The organism is Rhodococcus sp. AW25M09 (assembly GCF_000333955.1).
Taxonomy (GTDB): domain Bacteria; phylum Actinomycetota; class Actinomycetes; order Mycobacteriales; family Mycobacteriaceae; genus Rhodococcoides.
Genome location: NZ_CAPS01000076.1, coordinates 28082 through 48716, shown reverse-complemented (window position 1 = coordinate 48716; position 20635 = coordinate 28082). Strand labels below are relative to the sequence as shown.

The 20635-nt window shown below is 64.5% G+C and carries 17 protein-coding genes and 1 riboswitch; of the genes, 9 read left to right on the top strand and 8 right to left on the bottom strand.

What is annotated here, in order from left to right; genetic code table 11:
- Positions 1-26 precede the first annotated feature (26 nt).
- A complete protein-coding gene (locus RHODMAR_RS15560; RefSeq protein WP_051048054.1) occupies positions 27-449 on the bottom strand; it encodes a DUF4262 domain-containing protein in 423 nt (140 codons plus the stop codon).
- Between the two features lie 255 nt (positions 450-704).
- Here RHODMAR_RS15560 and RHODMAR_RS15555 point away from each other — a divergent pair, with 255 nt between their 5' ends.
- The 9 genes from RHODMAR_RS15555 (at position 705) to RHODMAR_RS15510 (ending at position 13257) form a co-directional block, all read left to right on the top strand.
- Positions 705-2024: a DEAD/DEAH box helicase gene (locus tag RHODMAR_RS15555; RefSeq protein WP_042939436.1), complete on the top strand. Its 1320-nt coding sequence runs from the start codon at positions 705-707 to the stop codon at positions 2022-2024.
- Positions 2021-2920, top strand: coding sequence for a DMT family transporter (locus RHODMAR_RS15550; RefSeq protein ID WP_008716113.1), 900 nt, complete (start codon positions 2021-2023; stop codon positions 2918-2920). The genes RHODMAR_RS15555 and RHODMAR_RS15550 overlap by 4 nt, the downstream gene beginning before the upstream one ends.
- A gap of 11 nt (positions 2921-2931) precedes the next feature.
- The gene (locus RHODMAR_RS15545; RefSeq protein ID WP_008716111.1) at positions 2932-4368 is read left to right on the top strand and encodes a GuaB1 family IMP dehydrogenase-related protein; all 1437 of its coding nucleotides are present in this window, start codon (positions 2932-2934) and stop codon (positions 4366-4368) included.
- A 348-nt stretch (positions 4369-4716) separates the two neighbouring features.
- Positions 4717-6096, top strand: a complete 1380-nt coding sequence (locus RHODMAR_RS15535; protein ID WP_008716108.1) for a hemolysin family protein — start codon at positions 4717-4719, stop codon at positions 6094-6096.
- The gene (locus RHODMAR_RS15530; RefSeq protein ID WP_008716105.1) at positions 6089-7231 is read left to right on the top strand and encodes a hemolysin family protein; all 1143 of its coding nucleotides are present in this window, start codon (positions 6089-6091) and stop codon (positions 7229-7231) included. The genes RHODMAR_RS15535 and RHODMAR_RS15530 overlap by 8 nt, the downstream gene beginning before the upstream one ends.
- Entirely contained in the window at positions 7232-8146 is a 915-nt protein-coding gene (locus RHODMAR_RS15525; protein ID WP_008716103.1) for a hypothetical protein, read from the top strand.
- Positions 8147-8210: 64 nt separating this feature from the next.
- Complete coding sequence (locus RHODMAR_RS15520) at positions 8211-10385, top strand: malate synthase G (RefSeq protein ID WP_042939462.1); 2175 nt, start codon at positions 8211-8213, stop codon at positions 10383-10385.
- A 67-nt stretch (positions 10386-10452) separates the two neighbouring features.
- On the top strand, positions 10453-12114 hold the full coding sequence (locus RHODMAR_RS15515; protein WP_008716099.1) for a substrate-binding domain-containing protein: 1662 nt from the start codon (positions 10453-10455) through the stop codon (positions 12112-12114).
- A gap of 3 nt (positions 12115-12117) precedes the next feature.
- Positions 12118-13257, top strand: coding sequence for a metallophosphoesterase (locus RHODMAR_RS15510; RefSeq protein WP_008716097.1), 1140 nt, complete (start codon positions 12118-12120; stop codon positions 13255-13257).
- A gap of 45 nt (positions 13258-13302) precedes the next feature.
- Here RHODMAR_RS15510 and gcvP read toward each other — a convergent pair whose 3' ends face one another.
- The 7 genes from gcvP to RHODMAR_RS15475 form a co-directional block, all read right to left on the bottom strand.
- Positions 13303-16170 carry an aminomethyl-transferring glycine dehydrogenase gene (gene gcvP, locus RHODMAR_RS15505; protein WP_008716094.1) on the bottom strand — a complete coding sequence of 956 codons (2868 nt, stop codon included), beginning with the start codon at positions 16168-16170 and terminating at the stop codon, positions 13303-13305.
- Between the two features lie 193 nt (positions 16171-16363).
- A riboswitch (glycine riboswitch) is annotated at positions 16364-16461 on the bottom strand.
- A gap of 12 nt (positions 16462-16473) precedes the next feature.
- The gene (locus RHODMAR_RS15500) at positions 16474-17013 is read right to left on the bottom strand and encodes a MerR family transcriptional regulator (RefSeq protein ID WP_157226114.1); all 540 of its coding nucleotides are present in this window, start codon (positions 17011-17013) and stop codon (positions 16474-16476) included.
- A gap of 413 nt (positions 17014-17426) precedes the next feature.
- Complete coding sequence (locus RHODMAR_RS15495) at positions 17427-17900, bottom strand: bifunctional nuclease family protein (protein ID WP_008716091.1); 474 nt, start codon at positions 17898-17900, stop codon at positions 17427-17429.
- A gap of 97 nt (positions 17901-17997) precedes the next feature.
- Positions 17998-18735: a transcriptional regulator FtsR gene (ftsR, locus tag RHODMAR_RS15490; RefSeq protein ID WP_008716089.1), complete on the bottom strand. Its 738-nt coding sequence runs from the start codon at positions 18733-18735 to the stop codon at positions 17998-18000.
- Positions 18732-19229 (bottom strand): glycogen accumulation regulator GarA, encoded by a 498-nt coding sequence (garA, locus tag RHODMAR_RS15485; protein WP_008716088.1) that lies wholly within the window; start codon positions 19227-19229, stop codon positions 18732-18734. The genes ftsR and garA overlap by 4 nt, the downstream gene beginning before the upstream one ends.
- Positions 19230-19442: 213 nt before the next feature.
- Positions 19443-19847 (bottom strand): glycine cleavage system protein GcvH, encoded by a 405-nt coding sequence (gene gcvH, locus RHODMAR_RS15480; RefSeq protein ID WP_042939459.1) that lies wholly within the window; start codon positions 19845-19847, stop codon positions 19443-19445.
- A 40-nt stretch (positions 19848-19887) separates the two neighbouring features.
- A complete protein-coding gene (locus tag RHODMAR_RS15475; protein ID WP_008716084.1) occupies positions 19888-20634 on the bottom strand; it encodes a DUF881 domain-containing protein in 747 nt (248 codons plus the stop codon).
- Position 20635 lies beyond the last annotated feature (1 nt).

The window sequence follows — 20635 nt, the reverse complement described above, 5'->3', positions numbered from 1 at the left end:
CCACCGGAGTGTGCAGACGAGTTGGATCAGAATGGCAGCGGACCGAAGATCGGCTGTACCACCGTCGAGGGGATGCCTTCCCAGGGCAGCGAGCCCTCCAGGTCTCTCCAGACGGTCTGAACTGCACCGAAGCGCCCCTTACCGTAGACGTCCGACGCGGCATGGAGGATGTCGGAGCAATCCGGTACGTCGATGGTGAACAACTCGAATCCTGCTGCTGAGCAACCCATTCCAGCCTCGATCTCCAGCATTCCCGAGGCCACCGAAGTGCCGAGCGCATTCAGTATCCGCGAGGACTCGTGCGGCCCTCGCCCCGTCACCACGATCTCCGGGCTGCCGAAATCGGTCAGACCCACGGTGTAACAGAACGCCGGGTGAATTCCATCGCTGTCGATTTCCGATTCGACGTACTGCAAGGCCCACCCGAATTCTTCGATCGAGCGCCTCACCTCTCGGATGTACTCATCGAGACTCAGCCCCTGACACATCTTGCACATAGCTCCCCCAACTCGGCATGCAACCGCCCCCTCGGCGGTTGCGGTCTCGAACGCTCTTCGAACGTGCGTTCTATCCGAAGTATTGCCTCGGGTACCGACAAGAAGTTTCTGCGTACCGACAAATAGTTCCTGCGTACCGACAAGAAGTTTCTGCGTACCGACAAGAAGTCTCCGGGGTGTGAGTGACGCAGCGGTAAGGTCACCACCATGCCGGGTCAATCCGCTCCATCATTCGCAGACCTGGGACTGCCGGTAGTTCTCGTGCACTCTCTCGACCGTGCGGGCGTGTCCGAGCCATTTCCTATCCAGATCGCTGCCGTACCCGATGCGCTCGCCGGCCGCGACGTCCTCGGACGCGCCCCGACCGGATCGGGGAAGACCCTCGCGTTCGGACTTCCACTGCTCGTGCGGCTGGCCGGCCGTCGCAGCGAGCCGGGTGCACCGCGCGGCCTCGTGCTCGCCCCCACTCGAGAACTCGCGCTCCAGATCCATGAGGTACTCGACCTCCACGGTGCCACCTTCGGCCTGCGCACCGTCGGTCTCGTCGGAGGCGTTCCGCTCGAACGCAACATGCGCGATATTCAGCGTGGTATCGACATCGTGGTCGCCACCCCGGGCCGGCTGAACGACCTGCTCGAGCGACGGTCGATCGCGTTGGACCAGGTTCAGGTGACCGTGATCGACGAGGCGGACCGGATGGTGGACATGGGATTTCTGCCTCAGGTCGAATCGCTCCTTGCCGCGACGCCCGCCGACGGTCAGAGGCTGTTGTTCTCGGCAACCCTGGATCAGGACGTCGACCGCCTCGTCGAGAAGTTTCTGACCGATCCGGCCGAACACTCCCTCGCCGAGTCGGTGAGTGAACCCGACATAGCGCACTACGTGTTTCGGGTCGATCGTGCCCACAAGACCGAGGTAGCTGCCGCGCTCGCCAACAGAGACGGCCGCACGGTGTTGTTCCTGCGTACGACCCATGCCGTCGATCGACTCACCGACGAGTGCCGCAAACAGGGCGTTTCGGCGGCGTCGTTGCACGGCAACAAGACTCAGGCACACCGTACGCGTGCGCTGGCCGCTTTCGGTGACGGCAGTTCGCCCGCACTGATCGCAACCGATGTCGCTGCCCGTGGCGTTCACGTCGACGACATCACGCTGGTGGTGCACGTCGATCCCCCGGTGGATTCCAAGGATTACCTGCATCGGGCGGGCCGCACCGCGCGGGCCGGTGCCAGCGGCACGGTCGTGACGTTGGCTACCGCCGACCAACTGGATCTCGTGTGTGCCATGGCCGACGAAGCCGGCGTCTCGGCCACGGTGGTCGACACCGAGACCGATCCGACCTCGTGGCGTCGAATGACGGGAGCCAGAACGCCCCTCGGTCGTCCCCTGCCCGAGTCTCCCCAGACATCCGCGTCCGAGCGCGGTACCCGGGCAGCACGGGGGGCACGAGGATCAGCACCGTCCCGGCGCGAGCGAAGCGGGCCGACCGGGGGCAGGCGGGGCGAGCGCCGAGGACGACGCGGGTGAACTCGCCCTGGTTGTCGATCGGGCTCGCGCTCGTCTCGGCCTTCCTGTTCGCATGTGCTTCGGTAGCGCAGCAGAGCGCCGCAGCATCCGTGCCCGAGGGCACGTCGCTGTTGTCGGCCCTCATCCGTAGCCCGCGGTGGTGGGTCGGCGTACTCGGTGACGGGGGCGGATATGCGGTGCAGATCGCCGCACTGTGGGTCGGTTCGGTGCTGGTCGTGCAGCCGTTGCTCGTCACGGCCCTGCTGTTCGCACTACCCATGTCGGCAAAATTGGCGGGCCGCTCCCTCCCTCGCTCGACCTGGGCGCTCGCATTCCTGCTGGCGGCAGCGCTGGCTGTGTTCCTCGTCGTCGGCGATCCGAGCGAGGGGAACACCGACGCTCCCCTCTCCGACTGGATCTTCCCGCTGATCGTCGCGGCCGTCGTGATCGGCGGAGCGGCCGTCGGCGGGTTGGTTGCCACGGCTCCCGGCGTGCGAGCGTTACTACTCGGCGCGGCAGGAGGATTGCTGTTCGGTCTGGCTGCAGCTCTGACGAAGTTCGTCACCGACCTCGTGGACACCGAGTTGCTCGGCGCGCTGGCGGCGTGGCAGACCTACGCCCTGGTCGGCTGCGGCGTTCTGGGGTTCTACTTGCAGCAACGCGCATTCCAGGTCGGGCCGCTGTCCGCGTCGATGCCGGCCGTCACGATCTGCGAACCTCTCGGCGCGGCATTCATCGGTGTCACGGTTCTGGACGAGCGAATCCGAACCGACGGCAGCGCACTCGCCATCATCGCCGTGGCGGTGGCCGTCATGCTCGTCACGACGGTTCGGCTCTCGCGTGCCCAGGCGTCGGTCGGCACCGACCCGCAGACTGCGGACGGGGCGTCGAACCCACCGATCCACCCCGACCGGTAGTCTCGATCAACGTGCAGTTCCTCGATGGTCACCGACCGCCCTACGATCTCACCTACGACGACGTCTTCTTGGTCCCCAATCGAACCGATGTCACGTCGCGCTTCGATGTCGATCTCAGTACGGTCGACGGGTCCGGAACGACCATCCCGATAGTCGTGTCGAACATGACCGCTGTGTCGGGACGTCGGATGGCCGAGACCGTCGCTCGGCGCGGAGCCATAGCGGTCATCCCTCAGGATCTGCCGACCGACGCAGTTGCCGAGACCGTTGCATTCGTCAAGAGCCGAGACCTGATTGCGGACACCCCGGTAGTGCTCGCTCCGAATGCATCCGTATCCGATGCATTGGCGCTGGTGCACAAGCGGGCGCATCAATGCGTCGTGATCGTCGAGCACGGCAAACCTGTCGGTGTGGTCACCGAAAGCGCGTGCGCCGACGTCGACCGCTTCGCTCGAGTCAGTTCGGTGGCGTCCGCCGACTTCGTTCGTGTGCCGCGCCATGCATCGCCCAAGGAAGTCTTCGAGCTCATCGAGGCGGCGCACGCCCCCCTGGCGGTCGTCGTCGAGGACGACGGTTCGCTGGCGGGTGTCGTGACCCGGACCGGCGCGGTCCGCACCGGCATCTATGCACCCGCAGTCGACGCGTCGGGTCGACTGCGGATCGCCGCCGCCGTCGGCATCAACGGCAACGTTGCGGAGAAGGCGACCGCTCTGGTCGAGGCCGGAGCCGACGTTCTGGTCATGGACACCGCTCACGGGCATCAGGAGAAGATGCTCGAAGCCCTCGCTGCGGTGCGCGCGCTCGATCTCGGAGTGCCGCTCGCTGCCGGCAACGTCGTGTCTGCGCAGGGCACCCGGGATCTGGTGCGGGCGGGCGCGGACATCGTCAAGGTCGGCGTAGGTCCCGGCGCGATGTGCACGACGCGGATGATGACCGGCGTCGGGCGCCCACAGTTCTCGGCTGTTGCGGAGTGTTCTTCTGCAGCCGCCGAACTCGGCGCTTCGGTATGGGCCGACGGTGGCGTGCGCCATCCCCGTGACGTTGCACTCGCGCTGGCCGCTGGTGCGGCGAACGTGATGATCGGGTCCTGGTTCGCCGGCACCTACGAGTCGCCGGGCGACCTTCGGGTCGACGCGGCGGGCAATCGTTACAAGGAGAGCTTCGGCATGGCGTCCAAGCGAGCGGTTGCCGCCCGCACCGCCACCGACGGTGCCTTCGACCGGGCCCGCAAGGCCCTATTCGAAGAGGGTATTTCCAGTTCACGTATGCGCCTGGATCCGGATCGCCCGGGTGTCGAGGATCTGATCGATCACATCTGTGCCGGAGTTCGCAGCACCTGCACCTACGCGGGAGCGCGCAGTCTCCCGGAGTTGGCACAGCGAGCGGTTCTGGGTGTCCAGTCCGCTGCCGGATTCGCCGAGGGGCGGCCCCTGCCCTCCGGATGGTGACGAGCAGGCACGGTTAGACTCGTCCACAGCACACGCAGATGTTCGTGTTCGCCACTCATCCGACAACGAGCTTCACCTGTTCGGATGCGAGGCAGAACAGTCGGCTCCTCCACCGGGTGGGGCCACAGCGCGAACCAGACAGAAGGGAATCAGGTGCCCGAGGCACCCACTATTTCGGTTGCCGATGCGGCAACCTCTGAGCAGCACGACGACGGTTCCACGTCGGAGGGCTCCTCTATCGAGCCGGGAGAGAAACCCGGCGATATCATGTTCGGCAACCCCGCCCACTCCGGCGGCGCGATGCTCTTGTCCCAACTCCGACGGCCCCGGCTCAGGCGGAGTTGACACGTGGCCACGCTCATCACGATCGTCAGTCTGCTCGGATTCGTAGCCTTGACGGCAGGTACCGCACTGTTCGTTGCCGCCGAGTTCTCGCTCACTGCTCTCGAACGCAGTGCAGTCGAGTCGCAGGCCGAGAACGGCGACATGCGCTCGCGCCAGGTCCTGCACGCCCACAAGACGCTGTCTTTTCAGCTGTCCGGCGCGCAGCTCGGCATCACCATCACCACGCTGATCACCGGTTATCTCGCAGAGCCGGTGCTGGCAGGATTCATTCGACCGGTGGCCGGGGCGCTCGGCGCTTCGGACACGCTTGCGTCGGGCATCTCGCTTGCGGTCGCGCTGATTCTCGCCACCTCGTTCTCGATGATCTTCGGTGAACTGGTCCCGAAGAACATCGCCATAGCAAAACCCATGTCGACCGCCCGTGTCACCGCCGGAGCAATGGCCGGTTTCTCGCTGATCTTCAAGTGGGCGATCAACGGGCTCAACGGCTCCGCCAACTGGCTCGTTCGCCGGCTCGGGATCGAGCCGGCCGAGGAGCTCAGGTCGGCTCGATCGCCACAAGAGCTGGGCTCACTCGTTCGTACGTCGGCCCAACAGGGATCCATAGACGAGAACACGGCCCGACTGGTGGATCGATCGTTGCAGTTCGGCGATCGCACCGCGGAGGAACTGATGACACCGCGAGTGAAGATAGAGACGCTCGCCACCGACGCGACCGTGGCCGATCTGATCGAAACGGCCGCGCGCACCGGCTTCTCGCGCTTTCCCGTGGTCGACGGCGATCTGGACGACACCGTCGGTGTCGTCCACATCAAGCATGCGTTCACCGTCCCAGGTGCGCAGCGTCGTTCGACCACGGTCGAGTCCCTGGCACGCGATGTTCCGGTCGTACCGTCGAGCCTCGACGGCGACGCCGTGATGGAACGCGTGCGCGCCGACGGTATGCAGGTGGCGCTCGTCGTCGACGAGTACGGCGGCACCGCGGGCATGGTCACGATGGAGGACCTCATCGAGGAGATCGTCGGTGACGTCCGCGACGAGCACGACGAGCCAGAACTCGACGTTTCGCGTTCGGGTGAAGGGTGGGACTGCGCCGGCCTGTTGCGTATCGACGAAGTCGCTTCGGCGACGGGGTATTCCGCTCCCGAGGGTGAGTACGAAACCATAGGCGGGTTGGTTCTGACCGAGTTGGGGCGCATCCCGACCGAGGGAGACTTCGTCCTCTTGCCTCCCCCTGCCAGCGAGGATCCGCTCGAGGCGGACGGTGGCTGGGTGGCCAGAGTGATCCGGATGGACGGCCGCCGCATAGACCGGGTGCTGATCTTGCCGGTGGACGCCGAAACCGTGGGCCGGATGAGATCGGAGGGAGAGATCGATGGGTGATGTCTTCGGAGTGGGTCTCGCAGTTCTCTTGCTGGCAGGTAATGCATTCTTCGTCGGAGCCGAATTCGCACTGATCTCCGCTCGTCGCGATCGACTCGAGGCCTTGCTCGCGCAAGGCAAGAAGCGCGCGCAGAGTGTCATCGAGGCCGGTCAGAATCTCTCGCAGATGCTCGCGGCCGCTCAACTCGGCATCACGATCTGCTCGATTCTGCTGGGCCGCGTGGCCGAGCCGGCAGTAGCGCATCTGATCGAGGTTCCGCTCGAGGCGATAGGGATTCCGGAGTCGTTCCTGCACCCGATCGCCTTTGCGATCGCCCTGACTCTCGTAGTCGTTCTGCACATCCTCATCGGCGAGATGGTTCCCAAGAACATCGCGATCGCTGGTCCGGAAAGCACCGCCATGGTCCTGGTACCGATCCATCTGATGTTCATCAAGGTGGCGCTACCCCTGATCTGGTTCTACAACCTGTGCGCCAACCTAACTCTGCGGATGCTGCGTATCGAGCCGAAGGACGAACTGAGCTCGTCGGTCTCGGCTGTGGAGCTGTCGCAGATGATCGGCGAATCGCGATCCGAAGGGCTGATCGACGCGGAGGAACATCGCCGACTGCGGCAAGCCCTCGAAACGTCCGGTCGGACGGTCGGCGAGGTCCTGATTCCCTACCATCAGGTTCGGAGTATCGAGTTGTCCGGCCCCGATCACACTCTCGGACCGACACTCGGCTCCGTCGAACGTGCCGTCATCGAGACCGGCTTCTCGCGCTATCCAGTACAAGATGCGGCGGGTGCCCTGGTTGGATACCTGCATCTCAAGGACGTACTCGACGACATGGCCGACGAGTCGGCCGGACCCGACACGGTCATCCCGCGAAGTGACGTCAGGGCGCTTCCTGTGGTCTCCATCGACACGGTTCTCGACGACGCTCTGACCAAATTGCGGCGCGCCAGCAGCCACCTCGGAGCCGTGCACGACGCGACGGGTGCAACCGTCGGCATCGTCGCGCTCGAGGACCTGGTCGAGGAGTTCGTCGGTACCGTTCGAGACGGCACGCACAGGGTGGCAGGTCCTCGGCCGGGTCAATCGGCGCCCAGCGTCGCACCGACCTCCTCGACCGCTCCCCCACGGAACGTGTGAATGCCCGGCGCGACGTCGCTGACCGAAGCGGAGTGGACCACCCGGCAGGCTGCGCATGCGGCGCGGGTCGAAAATCTCGTCGGTGACTATCTGACCGATCGAGGACATGGCGGCGTCCATCCGGTCCTGGATTTCCTGTTCACCTACTACAGCCATCGGCCGGGTCAACTGCGCCGATGGAATCCGGGCCACGGCGTCGTTCTGACCGGTGAACGTGCGCGCGATTACGCCGAGTTCGCGTCCTACGAACAGGTGGAAACGGCCCAGGGAACGGGCTTTCGGGTGCGGTCGGATCTGGTGGAGCGACGCCGATCGAGTATCGAGTTCACTCTCGGCCTTCTCGCTGCCACCCGCGAACGACCAGCGGCGCTGGGCTGTTTCGGGCTGCACGAGTGGGCCATGGTCTACCGCGGTGGCGGCTCGGCGCAGCGGCACGAGCAGGTGCCTCTACGACTCGGTCCCGACGGAACAGATGAAGTGGTCGACTCGATGACGTTACGGTGCACCCACTACGACGCCTTCCGGTTCTTCACCCCCGACGCCGCACCGCGCAACTCCCTGCCGCTGTCGTCGGAGTCGCGGCTGAGGTCCGAGCAGCCCGGTTGTATTCATGCGTCCATGGATCTGTACAAATGGTGCTACAAGATCGGACCGCTGATCGATTCCGAGTTTCTGACCGATTGCTTCGAGCTGGCTCTGCACGCGCGAACGATCGATATGCGTGCGAGTCCGTACGACCTGAGCGAGTATGGACTCGAACCCATTCGAATCGAGACTGCGGCCGGTCGAGCGGAGTACGTGCGCGCGCAGGGTGAACTGTCTGCCGAAGCGGCACCGCTACGCTCGGCGTTGATCGCTCGATGCCAGAATTTACTGACCAACGGCGAGTTCGGAATCGGACTTACCGCCGAGTAACATGGCCATCGTTGTCGTGGGGACACCGTCACCGGTGTCCGTGACCGAAAAGAGTGAGGAATTCATGACCGATCGTGTGCAGGCTGGTGGACTTCAAGTCGCCAAGGTCCTATTCGATTTCGTCGAGGAGGAGGCGCTGCCGGGTACCGGTGTCGATTCCGAATCCTTCTGGAACGGTGCCGCGTCGCTGATCGCCGATCTCGCTCCCGAGAACAAGTCGTTGCTGGCCGTTCGTGACGAAATCCAGGGCAAGGTCGATGCCTGGCACGGCGAACATGCCGGCCCCGACTACGACCGCGCTGCGTACAAGGCATTCCTGAAAGACATCGGCTACCTGCTCGACGAGCCCGCCGACTTCCAGATCACCACGGCAGACGTGGACACCGAGATCACCACCACCGCGGGGCCGCAACTCGTGGTGCCGGTGCTCAATGCCCGATTCGCGATCAATGCGTCCAACGCCCGGTGGGGCTCGTTGTACGACGCGCTGTACGGAACGGATGCGGTCCCCGAGACCGACGGTGCCGAGAAGGGATCGAGCTACAACAAGGTCCGCGGCGACAAGGTCATCGCGTTCGCGCGTGATTTCCTGGACGAGGCGCTGCCGCTGAGCTCCGGCTCGCATGTCGGTACCACCGGATACGTCGTCGACGCAGCATCGCTGACGGTGACGCTTTCCGATGGCAACATCGTCGGCCTGCAGGACCCGTCGCAGTTGCTCGGTTACCAGGGCACCCCCGACGCACCGTCGGCGATCCTGTTCGTGCACAACGGCTTGCACTTCGAAATTCAGATCGATTCCGAGAGCCCGATCGGCAAGACCGACGGCGCGGGCGTCAAGGACGTGCTGCTCGAATCGGCCATCACGACCATCATGGACTTCGAGGATTCCGTCGCTGCAGTCGATGCCGACGACAAGGTTCTGGGCTACCGAAATTGGCTTGGGCTGATGAAGGGCGATCTCACCGAGGAGGTCGCCAAGGGTGGCAAGACATTCACTCGCACGCTGAACGAGGATCGCACCTACACCTCGGTCGACGGTTCGGAACTGACTCTGCACGGTCGCTCGCTGCTCTTCGTCCGCAACGTCGGGCACCTCATGACATCCGACGCGATTCTCGATGCCGACGGCAACGAGGTTCCCGAAGGCATTCTCGACGCACTGTTCACCTCGCTCGCCGGGATGCATTCGCTGGCCGAGGACAACGTGCTGTCCAACTCGCGCACGGGTTCGCTCTACATCGTCAAGCCGAAGATGCACGGACCGGACGAGGTTGCTTTCACTGCCGAGTTGTTCGGCCGCGTCGAGCAGGTTCTCGGTCTGCCGAACAACACGCTCAAAGTCGGCATCATGGACGAGGAACGCCGCACGACGGTCAACCTGAAGGCATGCATCCAGGCCGCGTCCGAACGCGTCGTGTTCATCAACACCGGCTTCCTCGACCGCACCGGCGACGAGATCCACACGTCCATGGAGGCAGGTCCCGTGGTGCGCAAGGGAGCGATGAAGGGCGAGAAATGGATCTCCGCCTACGAGGACTTCAACGTCGACACCGGATTGGCGGCCGGGCTCGAGGGCAAGGCGCAGATCGGTAAAGGCATGTGGGCCATGCCGGATCTGATGCACGACATGCTCGAACAGAAGATTGGTCATCCCAAGGCCGGTGCAAACACCGCGTGGGTTCCCTCCCCCACCGCTGCAACGTTGCACGCCTTGCACTATCACAAGGTCGATGTATTCGCCCGTCAGCACGAGATCGCCAAGGCCAAGCGCGCCTCGGTCGACGATATTCTCGAAATTCCCCTCGCACCGTCCACCGATTGGACCGACGAGGACAAGCGCAACGAGCTCGACAACAACTCACAGTCGATCCTGGGCTACGTCGTGCGCTGGATCGACCACGGTGTCGGGTGCTCGAAGGTGCCCGACATCAACGACATCGCACTCATGGAAGACCGTGCGACGCTTCGCATTTCGAGCCAGTTCATCGCCAACTGGCTGCGTCACGGCATCGTCACCGAAGAGCAGGTGCGCGAATCGTTGAAGCGGATGGCTCCGGTGGTGGACCGTCAGAACGAATCGGATCCGACGTACAAGCCGTTGGCTCCCGACTTCGACACCAACATTGCATTCCAGGCTGCAAGCGACCTGATCTTCCAGGGCACCGATCAGCCCAATGGCTACACCGAGCCGATCCTGCATCGCCGTCGACGGGAGTACAAGGCCGTCAACAGCTGACGGACTTGTCGACCACGTGGGTGAACATCGGAACACAGGGCGCGGGCGTTCGATAGCCGCCGGACCCGTGATCGTCGTGCTGGCGATCGCGGTGATCGTCGCGGCCGTGTTCGGATGGTTTCAGCTTCGCAATCGAATCTCCGATCAAGGGGTCGAAGCTGCCGGGCAGTGTGTGGAGGGATCGGCGGTGCTCACTGTGGCCGCCGATCCCGACATCTCCGGACCCATCGAGAAGTTGGCCGACCGGTTCAACGAAACTGCACCGGTGGTGCGCGATCACTGTGTGACGGTGCAGGTTCGAGCGACGGCCTCCAGCGAGGTGCGGTCGAACTTGAACTCCGGTATCGACAACTGGGATACAGCACTCGGTGACCGGCCGGGCCTGTGGATACCGCAATCGACGGCCGATGTCGAGGCCGTGACCGAACGCGGAGCCATCGACGGAACTCCGCGGTCCGTCGCGTCGAGTCCGATCGTTCTCGCAGCGCCCGCCCCGGTGGCCGACGCAGTGGACGCGATCGGCTCGAGCTGGGCTGATCTCGTTCGGCTGCAGCGAGACTCGCAGGCTCTCGGCTTGCCCGAGTGGGGCGGGCTTCGTCTCGCCTTACCGGCCGGCTCCGATACCGGCGCAACCACTCTCGCCGTTGCGGCGATCGCAGCCGGGGTTCGCGGTGATCCGGCCACCGCACTCACCGTCGAGCAGGCATCGTCGAAAGAGTTGGTGTCGGCGATGTCGGAGTTGGCCGTCACCGACACCGGAGGCGGCGCACTGTCCACCTCCACCACGTACGACGCGCTCGCCACCCTCGAGAACGCATCGGGCCCCGGCGCACCCATCCATGCCGTCCCGGTCACCGAACAGCAATTGGCATCCACCGATTCCTCGACCCTGACCGCCGTTCGGCCACAGGGCCCTACGCCTGTGGCCGACCATCCCGCCGTAGTGCTCGCCGGCGATGAGACATCCACCCGAGCGGCATCCGCCTTCGTCGAATTCGTTCGCCAGCCGGACGGTGCTCAGACATTTCGGGATGCAGGCTTCACCGTCGACGACGTCGAAGACGACGGTGTGCTCGCCCCTCCACCGGGCCCGGTGACCGACGCACTGCTTGCAGTGCTGCGCAATCCGGTCCTGCCTCGACGCGCTACCGTCCTACTCGACGTCTCCGAGTCGATGGGCACCACCGAGGGCGGTGCGACACGCTTGCAGAACACGGTGCGCGCACTGAGCGCGCAGTTTCAGCGAGTACCCGACTCCACCGAGCTCGGCCTCTGGAGTTTCAGCGAGGATCTCGACAACGCGCGGCCGTTCCGGGTAGAAGTTCCGACGGGCCCGATGAACGTTCCGGTCGGAACTACTCCCAGGCTCGCCGCGCTGGATGCCAATGCTGCGGCGTTGACTCCGGAATCCGGTTCGTACACGTACGCATCGGTGTTGGTCGCGTATGCCGACGCCGTGGCCGGATACGTGCCGGGACGGGTCAACTCCGTCGTGCTGATCACCGACGGTTCCGACGATTCACCCTTGTCCGCGGCGCAACTGCTCACCGACTTGACCGCGGCGTCCGATCCGGCGCGGCCGGTCCAGGTCGACGTCGTGCTGATCGGGGACGGCACCGACGCCTCCGCATTCGCCGACGTCACCGCCGAGACCGGGGGCACTGTGTCGACCGTGCCGACGTCGGATTCACCTGACCTCATCGATCGACTCGGAAAGTTGCTGTACTAGAACATGTCTCGTGTACTTTTTGTGGGCGTCTTCCTACTGCTCCTCACCCTGTTCCTGCACTGGCGGTTTCTCTCCGTCACCGAGACGTCGACCCGACTGAAACGGTCCGCAGATGTGCTGATGGTGCTGCTGGGACTGTGCGCGGTGATCGGGTTCGGCAGCGGCGTAGTGTTCGATCCGTCCTGGGCTCGTGGTCCGGGCTTCGTCGGTCTCACCTGGCTCGCCGTGGTGCTGTATCTGTTCCTGGGGACGGTGCTCGTCGGATTGGTCTGCACTGTTGTCCGGTTGGTTTTCGCAGTGCGGCACCGTGATTCCGCCGGCGTCCGGTTGCGTGTGTCGAGGGTCGGCTCCGCGATGGTTGCAGTTCTGAGCGTTGTGGCGGTGGGGTACGGACTTTTCGAAGCCGCGACTCCGCGAGTGACCGATACTGCAGTTTCGCTCTCTGGACTACCGGCCGAATTCGACGGCCTCCGAGTGGCGTTGGTCTCCGATATTCACGCCGGTCCCTCCCGAGGTGCAGGGTTCGTGCGCAAGGTCGTCGATTCGGTCAACGCCCAGAATCCGGACGTGGTGCTGCTCGACGGCGATCTCATCGACGGCACTGTCGACCTGGTCGGGGCGGACCTCGATCCGCTGCGCGAACTCCAAGCGCCGTTGGGGGTGTTCGCCGTCAGTGGCAATCACGAGTTCTACGCCGGCGACGGCGGAGAGTGGCTCGATTTCTGGTCGACTCTCGGCATCGATGTGCTGCGCAACGAACGAACGACGATCACCCGTGGTGATGCCTCGATCGACATTGCCGGCATCAACGACGCCACCGCCCCCGCCCCGTACGAACCCGACCTCACCTCGGCATTGGACGGGATCGCTCCCGACCGCTTCGTACTGCTGATGGCACATCAGCCGAAGCAGGCACTCGAGGCATCGGACTTCGGAGTCGACATACAGGTATCGGGTCATACACATGCAGGCCAGATCTGGCCACTGCGCTACCTGGTGCCACTACAGCAGCCGAGTATCGAAGGACTGGACACGATCGGCAACACCACGTTGTACACCACTCGCGGTGCCGGCGCGTGGGGTCCGCCGGTGCGGGTGGCCGCCCCGCCCGAGATCTCGATGCTCGAGCTCACGCGGGGCTGACCACACCGCTCCTCGGACCAGGCGAATCGGCCCGAGCGAACGGGATCAGGCGAAGGCCTCGATCGGCGGGCACGAGCACACCAGGTTGCGGTCGCCGTGCGCGCCGTCGATGCGCCGTACCGCCGGCCACACCTTGGGACGGTCGTAACCCGCTGGGTAGGCCGCCAGCTCCCGCGAGTACGGGTGGTCCCACTCGGAGACCAGACACCGGGCGGTGTGCGGCGCACCGCGCAGCGGATTGTCCTCGACGGTCCACTCGCCGGATCCGACGCGATCGATCTCGCGTCGGATGGCGATCATCGCATCGCAGAACGCATCTATCTCTTCCAGATTCTCGCTCTCGGTGGGCTCCACCATCAGGGTTCCCGGCACCGGAAAGCTCATCGTCGGCGCGTGGAATCCATAGTCGGCCAACCTTTTCGCAACATCGTCGACGGTAACGCCGGTGTCCTTGGTCAAACCTCTCAGGTCGAGGATGCACTCGTGGGCGACCATGCCGTTGTCGCCGGTGTACAGAACGGGGAAGTACTCGTCGAGGCGACGGGCGATGTAGTTGGCCGACGCGATCGCCGTCAACGTCGCCTGCCGCAGGCCCGTCGCACCCATCATCGCGATGTATGCCCAGGTGATGGTCAGGATCGAGGCGCTACCGTACGGGGCACCGGAGACCGTCGGACCCGAGCCGAGCTCCGGAGCCAGCGGGTGGCCCGGTAGATACGGCTGCAGGTGTGACCGAACACCGATGGGTCCGACGCCGGGACCGCCACCGCCGTGCGGAATACAGAAGGTCTTGTGCAGATTCAGGTGGCTGACGTCGCCGCCGAATCGGCCGGGGCGTGCGAGCCCCACGAGAGCGTTGAGGTTCGCGCCGTCGACGTACACCTGACCGCCTGCGTCGTGGACCGCAGCACAGATCTCGGAGATCTCGTGCTCGTAGACACCGTGCGTGGAGGGATAGGTGATCATGATCGCCGCGAGCGTATCGGCGTGCTCGGCGATTTTGGCGCGCAAATCGTCGACGTCGACGTCGCCGTTGGTGCGGCACGCCACCACCACGACGCGCATGCCCACCATCACAGCCGAGGCCGCGTTGGTGCCGTGTGCGCTCGACGGGATCAGGCAGACGACTCGCTGGGCATCACCGTTACCGAGGTGATATTGGCGGATGGCAAGCAGACCCGCGTATTCGCCCTGGCTTCCCGCATTCGGCTGCAGACTCACCGCGTCGTAACCGGTGATGTCGACGAGCCACCGTTCGAGGTCGTCGATCACACGCCGCAGGCCGGGTACGTCCGACGCCGGAGCGAAGGGGTGCTGGCGGGCGAACTGGGGCCAGGTGATGGACTCCATCTCCGCGGTCGCGTTCAGCTTCATCGTGCACGAACCCAGCGGAATCATGCTGCGGTCCAGTGCAATGTCTTTGTCGGACAATGCGCGGAGGTAGCGAAGCATGGACGTCTCGGTGCGGTACCGAGTGAACGCGGGGTGCGTGAGGTACTCCGAGGTGCGAGTCATGTTCGCGGGCAAGAATTCGGCCCCTACCTCGATAACCCCTGCTTCTACGACCTCGGCACCGAAGGCGGCAAGCACGCCGGCGACGTGCTCGGCCGAGGTTGCCTCGTCGCACGCGATGGCGACGTGATCGGCGTCGACGAGTCGCAGATTGATACCGCGCTGTTGTGCGCTGTCGGTAACAGCCTGCGCCCGACCGGGGACCGACGCGAGGACGGTATCGAAGAATTCGGTGTGTACCACCTCGATACCTGCCGCCCGTAGGCCTGCCGCTACGGATCGAGCGTGCGTGTTGACGCGAGTTGCTATGGCACGCAAGCCGTCCGCGCCGTGATAGCTGGCATACATCGCTGCGACGATGGCCAGCAGGACCTGAGCGGTGCAGATGTTGGAGGTCGCCTTTTCGCGGCGGATGTGTTGCTCACGGGTTTGCAGCGCCAATCGGTAGGCGCTGTGCCCGTCCGCGTCGAGCGAGACTCCGACAAGTCGGCCGGGAAGCTGACGGGATTGACCGGACCGCACCGCGAGGTATCCGGCGTGCGGTCCGCCGTATCCCATCGGAACACCGAATCTCTGGGTGGTGCCGAAGCAGACATCGGCACCGATTTCTCCGGGCGGAATCACGACGGTTGCGGCCAGCAGGTCCACGCCCACGGCCACCAACGCGCCACGCTCGTGTGCGGCCTCGATGGTGGCCGTGTGATCGACCAGCCGGCCGGATGCACCCGGCAGCTGCAGCAACACGCCGAAGAACTCTCCGTCCGGCAGGCCGTCGGTCAGATCGGCATACACCAGCTCGATCCCCAACGGCTCGGCGCGAGTTGCCAGCACGGCTTCGGTCTGCGGAAAGATATCGGAGTCGACGAGCATCCGAGGCGACTTCGATGCTTTGTTCGCGCGTCGCATCAACGTCATCGATTCGGCCGCCGCGGTGGACTCGTCCAGCATCGACGCATTGGCCACGTCCATGCCGGTGAGGTCGGCGACCATGGTCTGGAAGTTCAGCAACGCCTCGAGTCGACCCTGACTGATTTCGGGCTGGTACGGCGTGTACGCGGTGTACCAGGCGGGATTCTCCAGAATGCCTCGGGTCAACACCGGTGGAGTCAACGTGTCGTAGTAGCCGAGGCCGATCATGGACGTCGACACGGTGTTCTGTGCCGCGAGATCGGCCAGCGCGGCGAGCGCCTCGTGCTCACTCAACGCAGGCGGTAGCGTCGCCAATCCGTTCGGGACGCCGTCCACCACGGTGTCGAGGATCGACGAGGGCACTGCCTTACGAGCCAGCTCGTCGAGACTCTCGACGCCGATGGTGTCGAGGATGCGGACCAGCTCGGAGGTGTCGGGTCCGATGTGGCGGTCGACGAAAGTACGGACGGGCGAGGTGGTTCGATCGGTCACGATGTGCTCCCAGGTGCCGGAAAGACGAGGCGTCGGACGACCGAGGCATACGCTCCGGCCGCTCCTCCCCCTCTGTCGTGTGCCCGCTGACGCGTGCGCCTGAGAGATTCGGTCGAACACGGCGCGTTGTTCTTACGCGCCGGCACCTTTCCCCTTGGGCGGGTGGGTGCTCCCACCACTTTCCAGAGTTGTCGAAGCCCACACGGTCCGTGTGCCTGAGAGATTGACGGGGAGGTGTTGCTCCTTCGGCGTCCGAGACTGGATGCCTCGGAACTCTCCCGCGCGGGCGCGACGTAGGAAAGTCTAGCCGGTCTTGCGGCTCGCGCGATTCTTGCGCCGTGACGCCAGCTCGTCCTCGGGGCTCGGTTGGCTTTCTCCGCCGTCTGCTCGTTCGGCCGGAAAGTCTGCGATCGTGCCGGTGAGCTCGCGCATTGCACCGTTCACGGCTATCCCGAATACACCCTGACCGCCCTGGAGCAGGTCCACCACTTCCTCTGCGGAGGTGCACTCGTACACGGTGGTGCCGTCCGAGAACAGGGTGATGTTGGCGAGGTCGCCCACGCCGCGCTGACGGAGGTGATCGACGGCGACGCGGATGTTCTGCAGCGAGATACCCGTATCGAGCAACCGCTTGACGATCTTGAGTACCAGCATGTCCTTGAAGGAGTACAGCCGCTGGCTTCCAGACCCGGCTGCGCCTCGAATCGACGGGACGACGAGGCCGGTGCGGGCCCAGTAGTCGAGCTGACGATAGGTGATGCCTGCGATCTGGCAGGCACTGGGCACCCGGTAGCCCACGAGTTCGTCGGGGACGGAGTCGTCGGGGAACAATCCCGGCTGAATGTCCTGAGGTGAGTCGACCCGGCTGTTCGACGCCTGGTCGGGGGTGTCTACCCGAGCATCGGCATCGACGGGCGTGTCCTCGGTCCGGCCTGCGGCATCGGACTCTCGGCTGCCGTGATGCTGCTGCGGCTGATCTCCCACTGACTGCTCCCTCTCGGATGTCTCACTGCGTTCGGATCGTCAGTACTGCGATCCGTCCGGGACGTAACTCGAGCCCCGGTGTACTCGCGTGAATTCATGCCGTGTACCAGGCCAGACTACGCCTCGACAGGTGTTGAAGAGACGTGAACTGCAACAGATCCGACCAGCGGCGGCGATGAGCTTCACTGGCACAGACGTTATGGGGACGATCGCGCAGATTCAACGCAACGCGCCGTAAACCTGAACCTAAAGTTGAGGTTGAGACTCTTCCGTTACCCGTCGGTGGCCTTGAAGTCGTCCGGCGACACCGAATCGAGGAACTCCTTGAACTTCTCGACCTCGTCCTCGCGCTCGTCGGGCATGATCAGGCCGGCCTCTGCCAGCACGGGCTCCTCGGCGAAGATCGGCACCCCTGCCCGCAGCGCGATGGCTACGGAGTCCGACGGCCGAGCTGAGACTCGGACGTCCTTGTCGAACACGAGGTCGGCGTAGAAAGTGCCCTCCTGCAGATCCACGATGCGCACCTCTTTGAGCTCGTGCCCCAGCGCCGAGATCAAATTCTTGACGAGATCATGGGTGAGTGGCCGAGCGGGTTGCACCCCCTGCTGCTCCAAAGCGATTGCCGCAGCCTCGGTTTGACCGATCCAGATCGGGAGGTACCTGTCGCCGTCTGCCTCACGCAGCAGCAACACGGGCTGATTCTGCGGCTGTTCGACACGAATACCGACCACACGCATCTCACTCATCGTGTCTGCCTCTCACCTCGAGAAATCCGGGCTGTGATCTGCTGGTTCAGCTCGTCGCAGCCGAGTCTATTTGAATTCGCACCGACACGAGCACGCGTCACCGGTCGAGCGCACCGCGCACCGCCGCTTTGACCAGGCAGGTGTGCAGAGTCAACGACAGCGCAGCCAACTCACGAATCATTTCTTCTGCACGATCACGTGCACCGGCGTCTCGGCCCTTGGCAACCGGCGCGGCGATCTGCGCTACCAGGCCGGCTTCCCGATCTGCCGCGAGTTTGAACGCACGCAGGTGACGCACCTCGAGACCGAACTGCAACATTGCATGTGCCGTTCGCGCGAGCGTCACAGCTCCGTCGTCGTAGAAGCCGGCCTGCCCGGGCGTGATCAAACCGCTGCGCAACAGCTCGGTCAGAAACGCATCCTCGATACCGGCCTGTGCGAGAAGGTCGGCTTTGCTGATACGGACCTCTCGATCCGGCAGGAACTCCTCCGGAGACACCTCGCCGGCGGCGACCGTCAATGACCGAGGTCTCTTGACGGACGCGTCGGCCCGCTCGACTGTGGCGACGCCATGATCGATGGCTTCGAGTTGTTCCTTGATCACTTTGAGCGGTAGGTACTGATCACGCTGTGCGGTCAGGACGAACCGCAGCCGCTCGCAGTCTGCAATGGAGAACCGCCGGTATCCCGACGGGGTGCGCTCCGGAGAGATCAGACCCTCGGCTTCGAGGAATCTGATCTTCGAGATGGTCACATCCGGAAAGTCGGGCCGTAGTCGATCGAGGACGGAGCCAATCGACATCCCCCCGTTGGACTGCTGCCCGACGGCGGTCACTGGCTTCCTGCACCCGCAGACGCGTCGCCGACCTGAGATCCGTTGTCGCCCCGCGGTCCGGTAAGGAACACCAACCGGAACTTGCCGATCTGCACTTCGTCGCCGTTGGCCAGTACCGCGGAGTCGACCGGCTCCCGATTGACGTAGGTGCCGTTGAGGCTGCCGACGTCGACAACCTGAAACTCGTCCTCGTCCTGCCGAAACTCGGCGTGCCGACGGCTGACCGTGACATCGTCGAGGAAAATGTCACTGTCGGGGTGGCGTCCGGCAGAGGTGGTCGGCTGGTCGAGCAGAAATCGCGATCCGGCATTGGGGCCACGCTTGACGACGAGCAGAGCAGCACCGACAGGCAATCCCTCGACGCCCGATACCGGAGCTTCGGTGCTCTGGGCGGCCGCGGAGTTGTCCAGCTCCTGGAGGAAATCGGCACGGAAGACCGAGGTGGTCTCGGCCGGCGACTCCCCGTAGTTGCTGTCGTTGTCGTTCTGGCTCACCGTTACTCCTTCTCAGTCCGTTCACCCGGGCAGAGAGCGCCGCGGGTAACGCAGTACATGGTCTTCACATCTGGTGTTGCTTGACGTTCGGTGTCGCGTAGCTGTCGTACAGCTTGCTGGACCTTCGCCCCGACAGGGTAATCGCTCGGTGTCGACCGTACCCTGCGCAGCGGGGACCGTGTGGCCGGTTGGCCGGTGTCGACAGTCGGCCGATCACTCGGCCGTGATGAGAGCATATCCGGCAGCATCGAGCATCTGTGCCAGTGCCGCGTCCAACTCCTCCGCCGACGAAACCTCGAGGTCGATCAGCCAGCCGCCGGTATACGGTCCGGAGTTCACCTTGTCCGGCTCACCGTCCAGATCCTGGTTCACGCCAGTCACTTTCGCAGTCAGTGGGCTGAAGACGTCGGACACGCTCTTGGTCGATTCGACCTCGCCGAGCGACTCGCCGGCAGTAACGGTATCGCCGACCGCCGGGAGCTGAACGAACACCACATCGCCGAGCTGCGCCTGCGCGAAATCGGTGATTCCGATCCGCACCGTCGCGGGACCCGTGCGGTGCACCCATTCGTGCTCGGGCGTGTAATACAGATCAGCTGGTGCTTCGATGTCGCTCAACGCGGCATTCCCTTCGATCATGGCCCGGGCGATCGGGCGGTCAGTTACCGGGCTGAGCGTATTGACGCGGTCGCGGATCCCGCAAGGCGGAGACCGTGACCAGGTCCGACTGCGCGATGCTCGACGTAGCGCCGTTGCGAGTCACCGTATCGAGGACGCCGCCGGGAATGTCGAGTGCCGACGCCAACGTGGGCGGGTCGCCGATGGCCGTGAAGGTGTACGGGGCTTGCAGTTCTCGACCGTCGACCACCACCCGCCCTGCGGATCCGGCGAACCACGAGTCGACGCCGATGCGGACGGAATTGCCGCCGCCGTCGATCTGGAGCGCCTCGGCACCGGCAGCACGCAACTCCTGCATGGCGTCGAGCAGTACCGCGGATCCGACGCCCGAGTTCGGATCCTCGATCACCAGGGTAATCCCCGGCCCCTGAGCAGGTACGGTACCAACTTGAATCGACAACGCGGACAATCGTTCCTGCGCTTGCGCCATCGCTGCCTCGGACCCCGAACCGGACTGGTTCAGCGTCGCCAAGGTGCTCTGCAGGGTGCTGATCTCGTCGCGAATCGACGCCTCACGCCTGGTCAGCGAGTCCAACAGGACCAGCAGGTCCTCCGGCCGAGAGCTCTCGAGGTTGTCGGAGGTACTCGTTTCTCGTACCTGCGTGGCGATACCGATTCCGAGGACGCAGAGCAGTGCGAGCGCGAGAATGCCGAACGCCGTTCCGCGCCTGCGTCGATCTGTTCCGCGTCGAGCGCGCCAACCGTGTCGTCCCCTGCCGTCGGTCATG

Excerpts from the sequence above, each read along its gene's own strand:
- RHODMAR_RS15475 (WP_008716084.1), bottom strand. The coding sequence starts at position 20,634 with ATGACCGACGGCAGGGGACGACACGGTTGGCGCGCTCGACGCGGAACA.
- RHODMAR_RS15510 (WP_008716097.1), top strand. The coding sequence starts at position 12,118 with ATGTCTCGTGTACTTTTTGTGGGCGTCTTCCTACTGCTCCTCACCCTG.
- RHODMAR_RS15530 (WP_008716105.1), top strand. The coding sequence starts at position 6,089 with ATGGGTGATGTCTTCGGAGTGGGTCTCGCAGTTCTCTTGCTGGCAGGT.
- RHODMAR_RS15495 (WP_008716091.1), bottom strand. The coding sequence starts at position 17,900 with ATGAGTGAGATGCGTGTGGTCGGTATTCGTGTCGAACAGCCGCAGAAT.
- RHODMAR_RS15555 (WP_042939436.1), top strand. The coding sequence starts at position 705 with ATGCCGGGTCAATCCGCTCCATCATTCGCAGACCTGGGACTGCCGGTA.
- RHODMAR_RS15520 (WP_042939462.1), top strand. The coding sequence starts at position 8,211 with ATGACCGATCGTGTGCAGGCTGGTGGACTTCAAGTCGCCAAGGTCCTA.
- RHODMAR_RS15525 (WP_008716103.1), top strand. The coding sequence starts at position 7,232 with ATGCCCGGCGCGACGTCGCTGACCGAAGCGGAGTGGACCACCCGGCAG.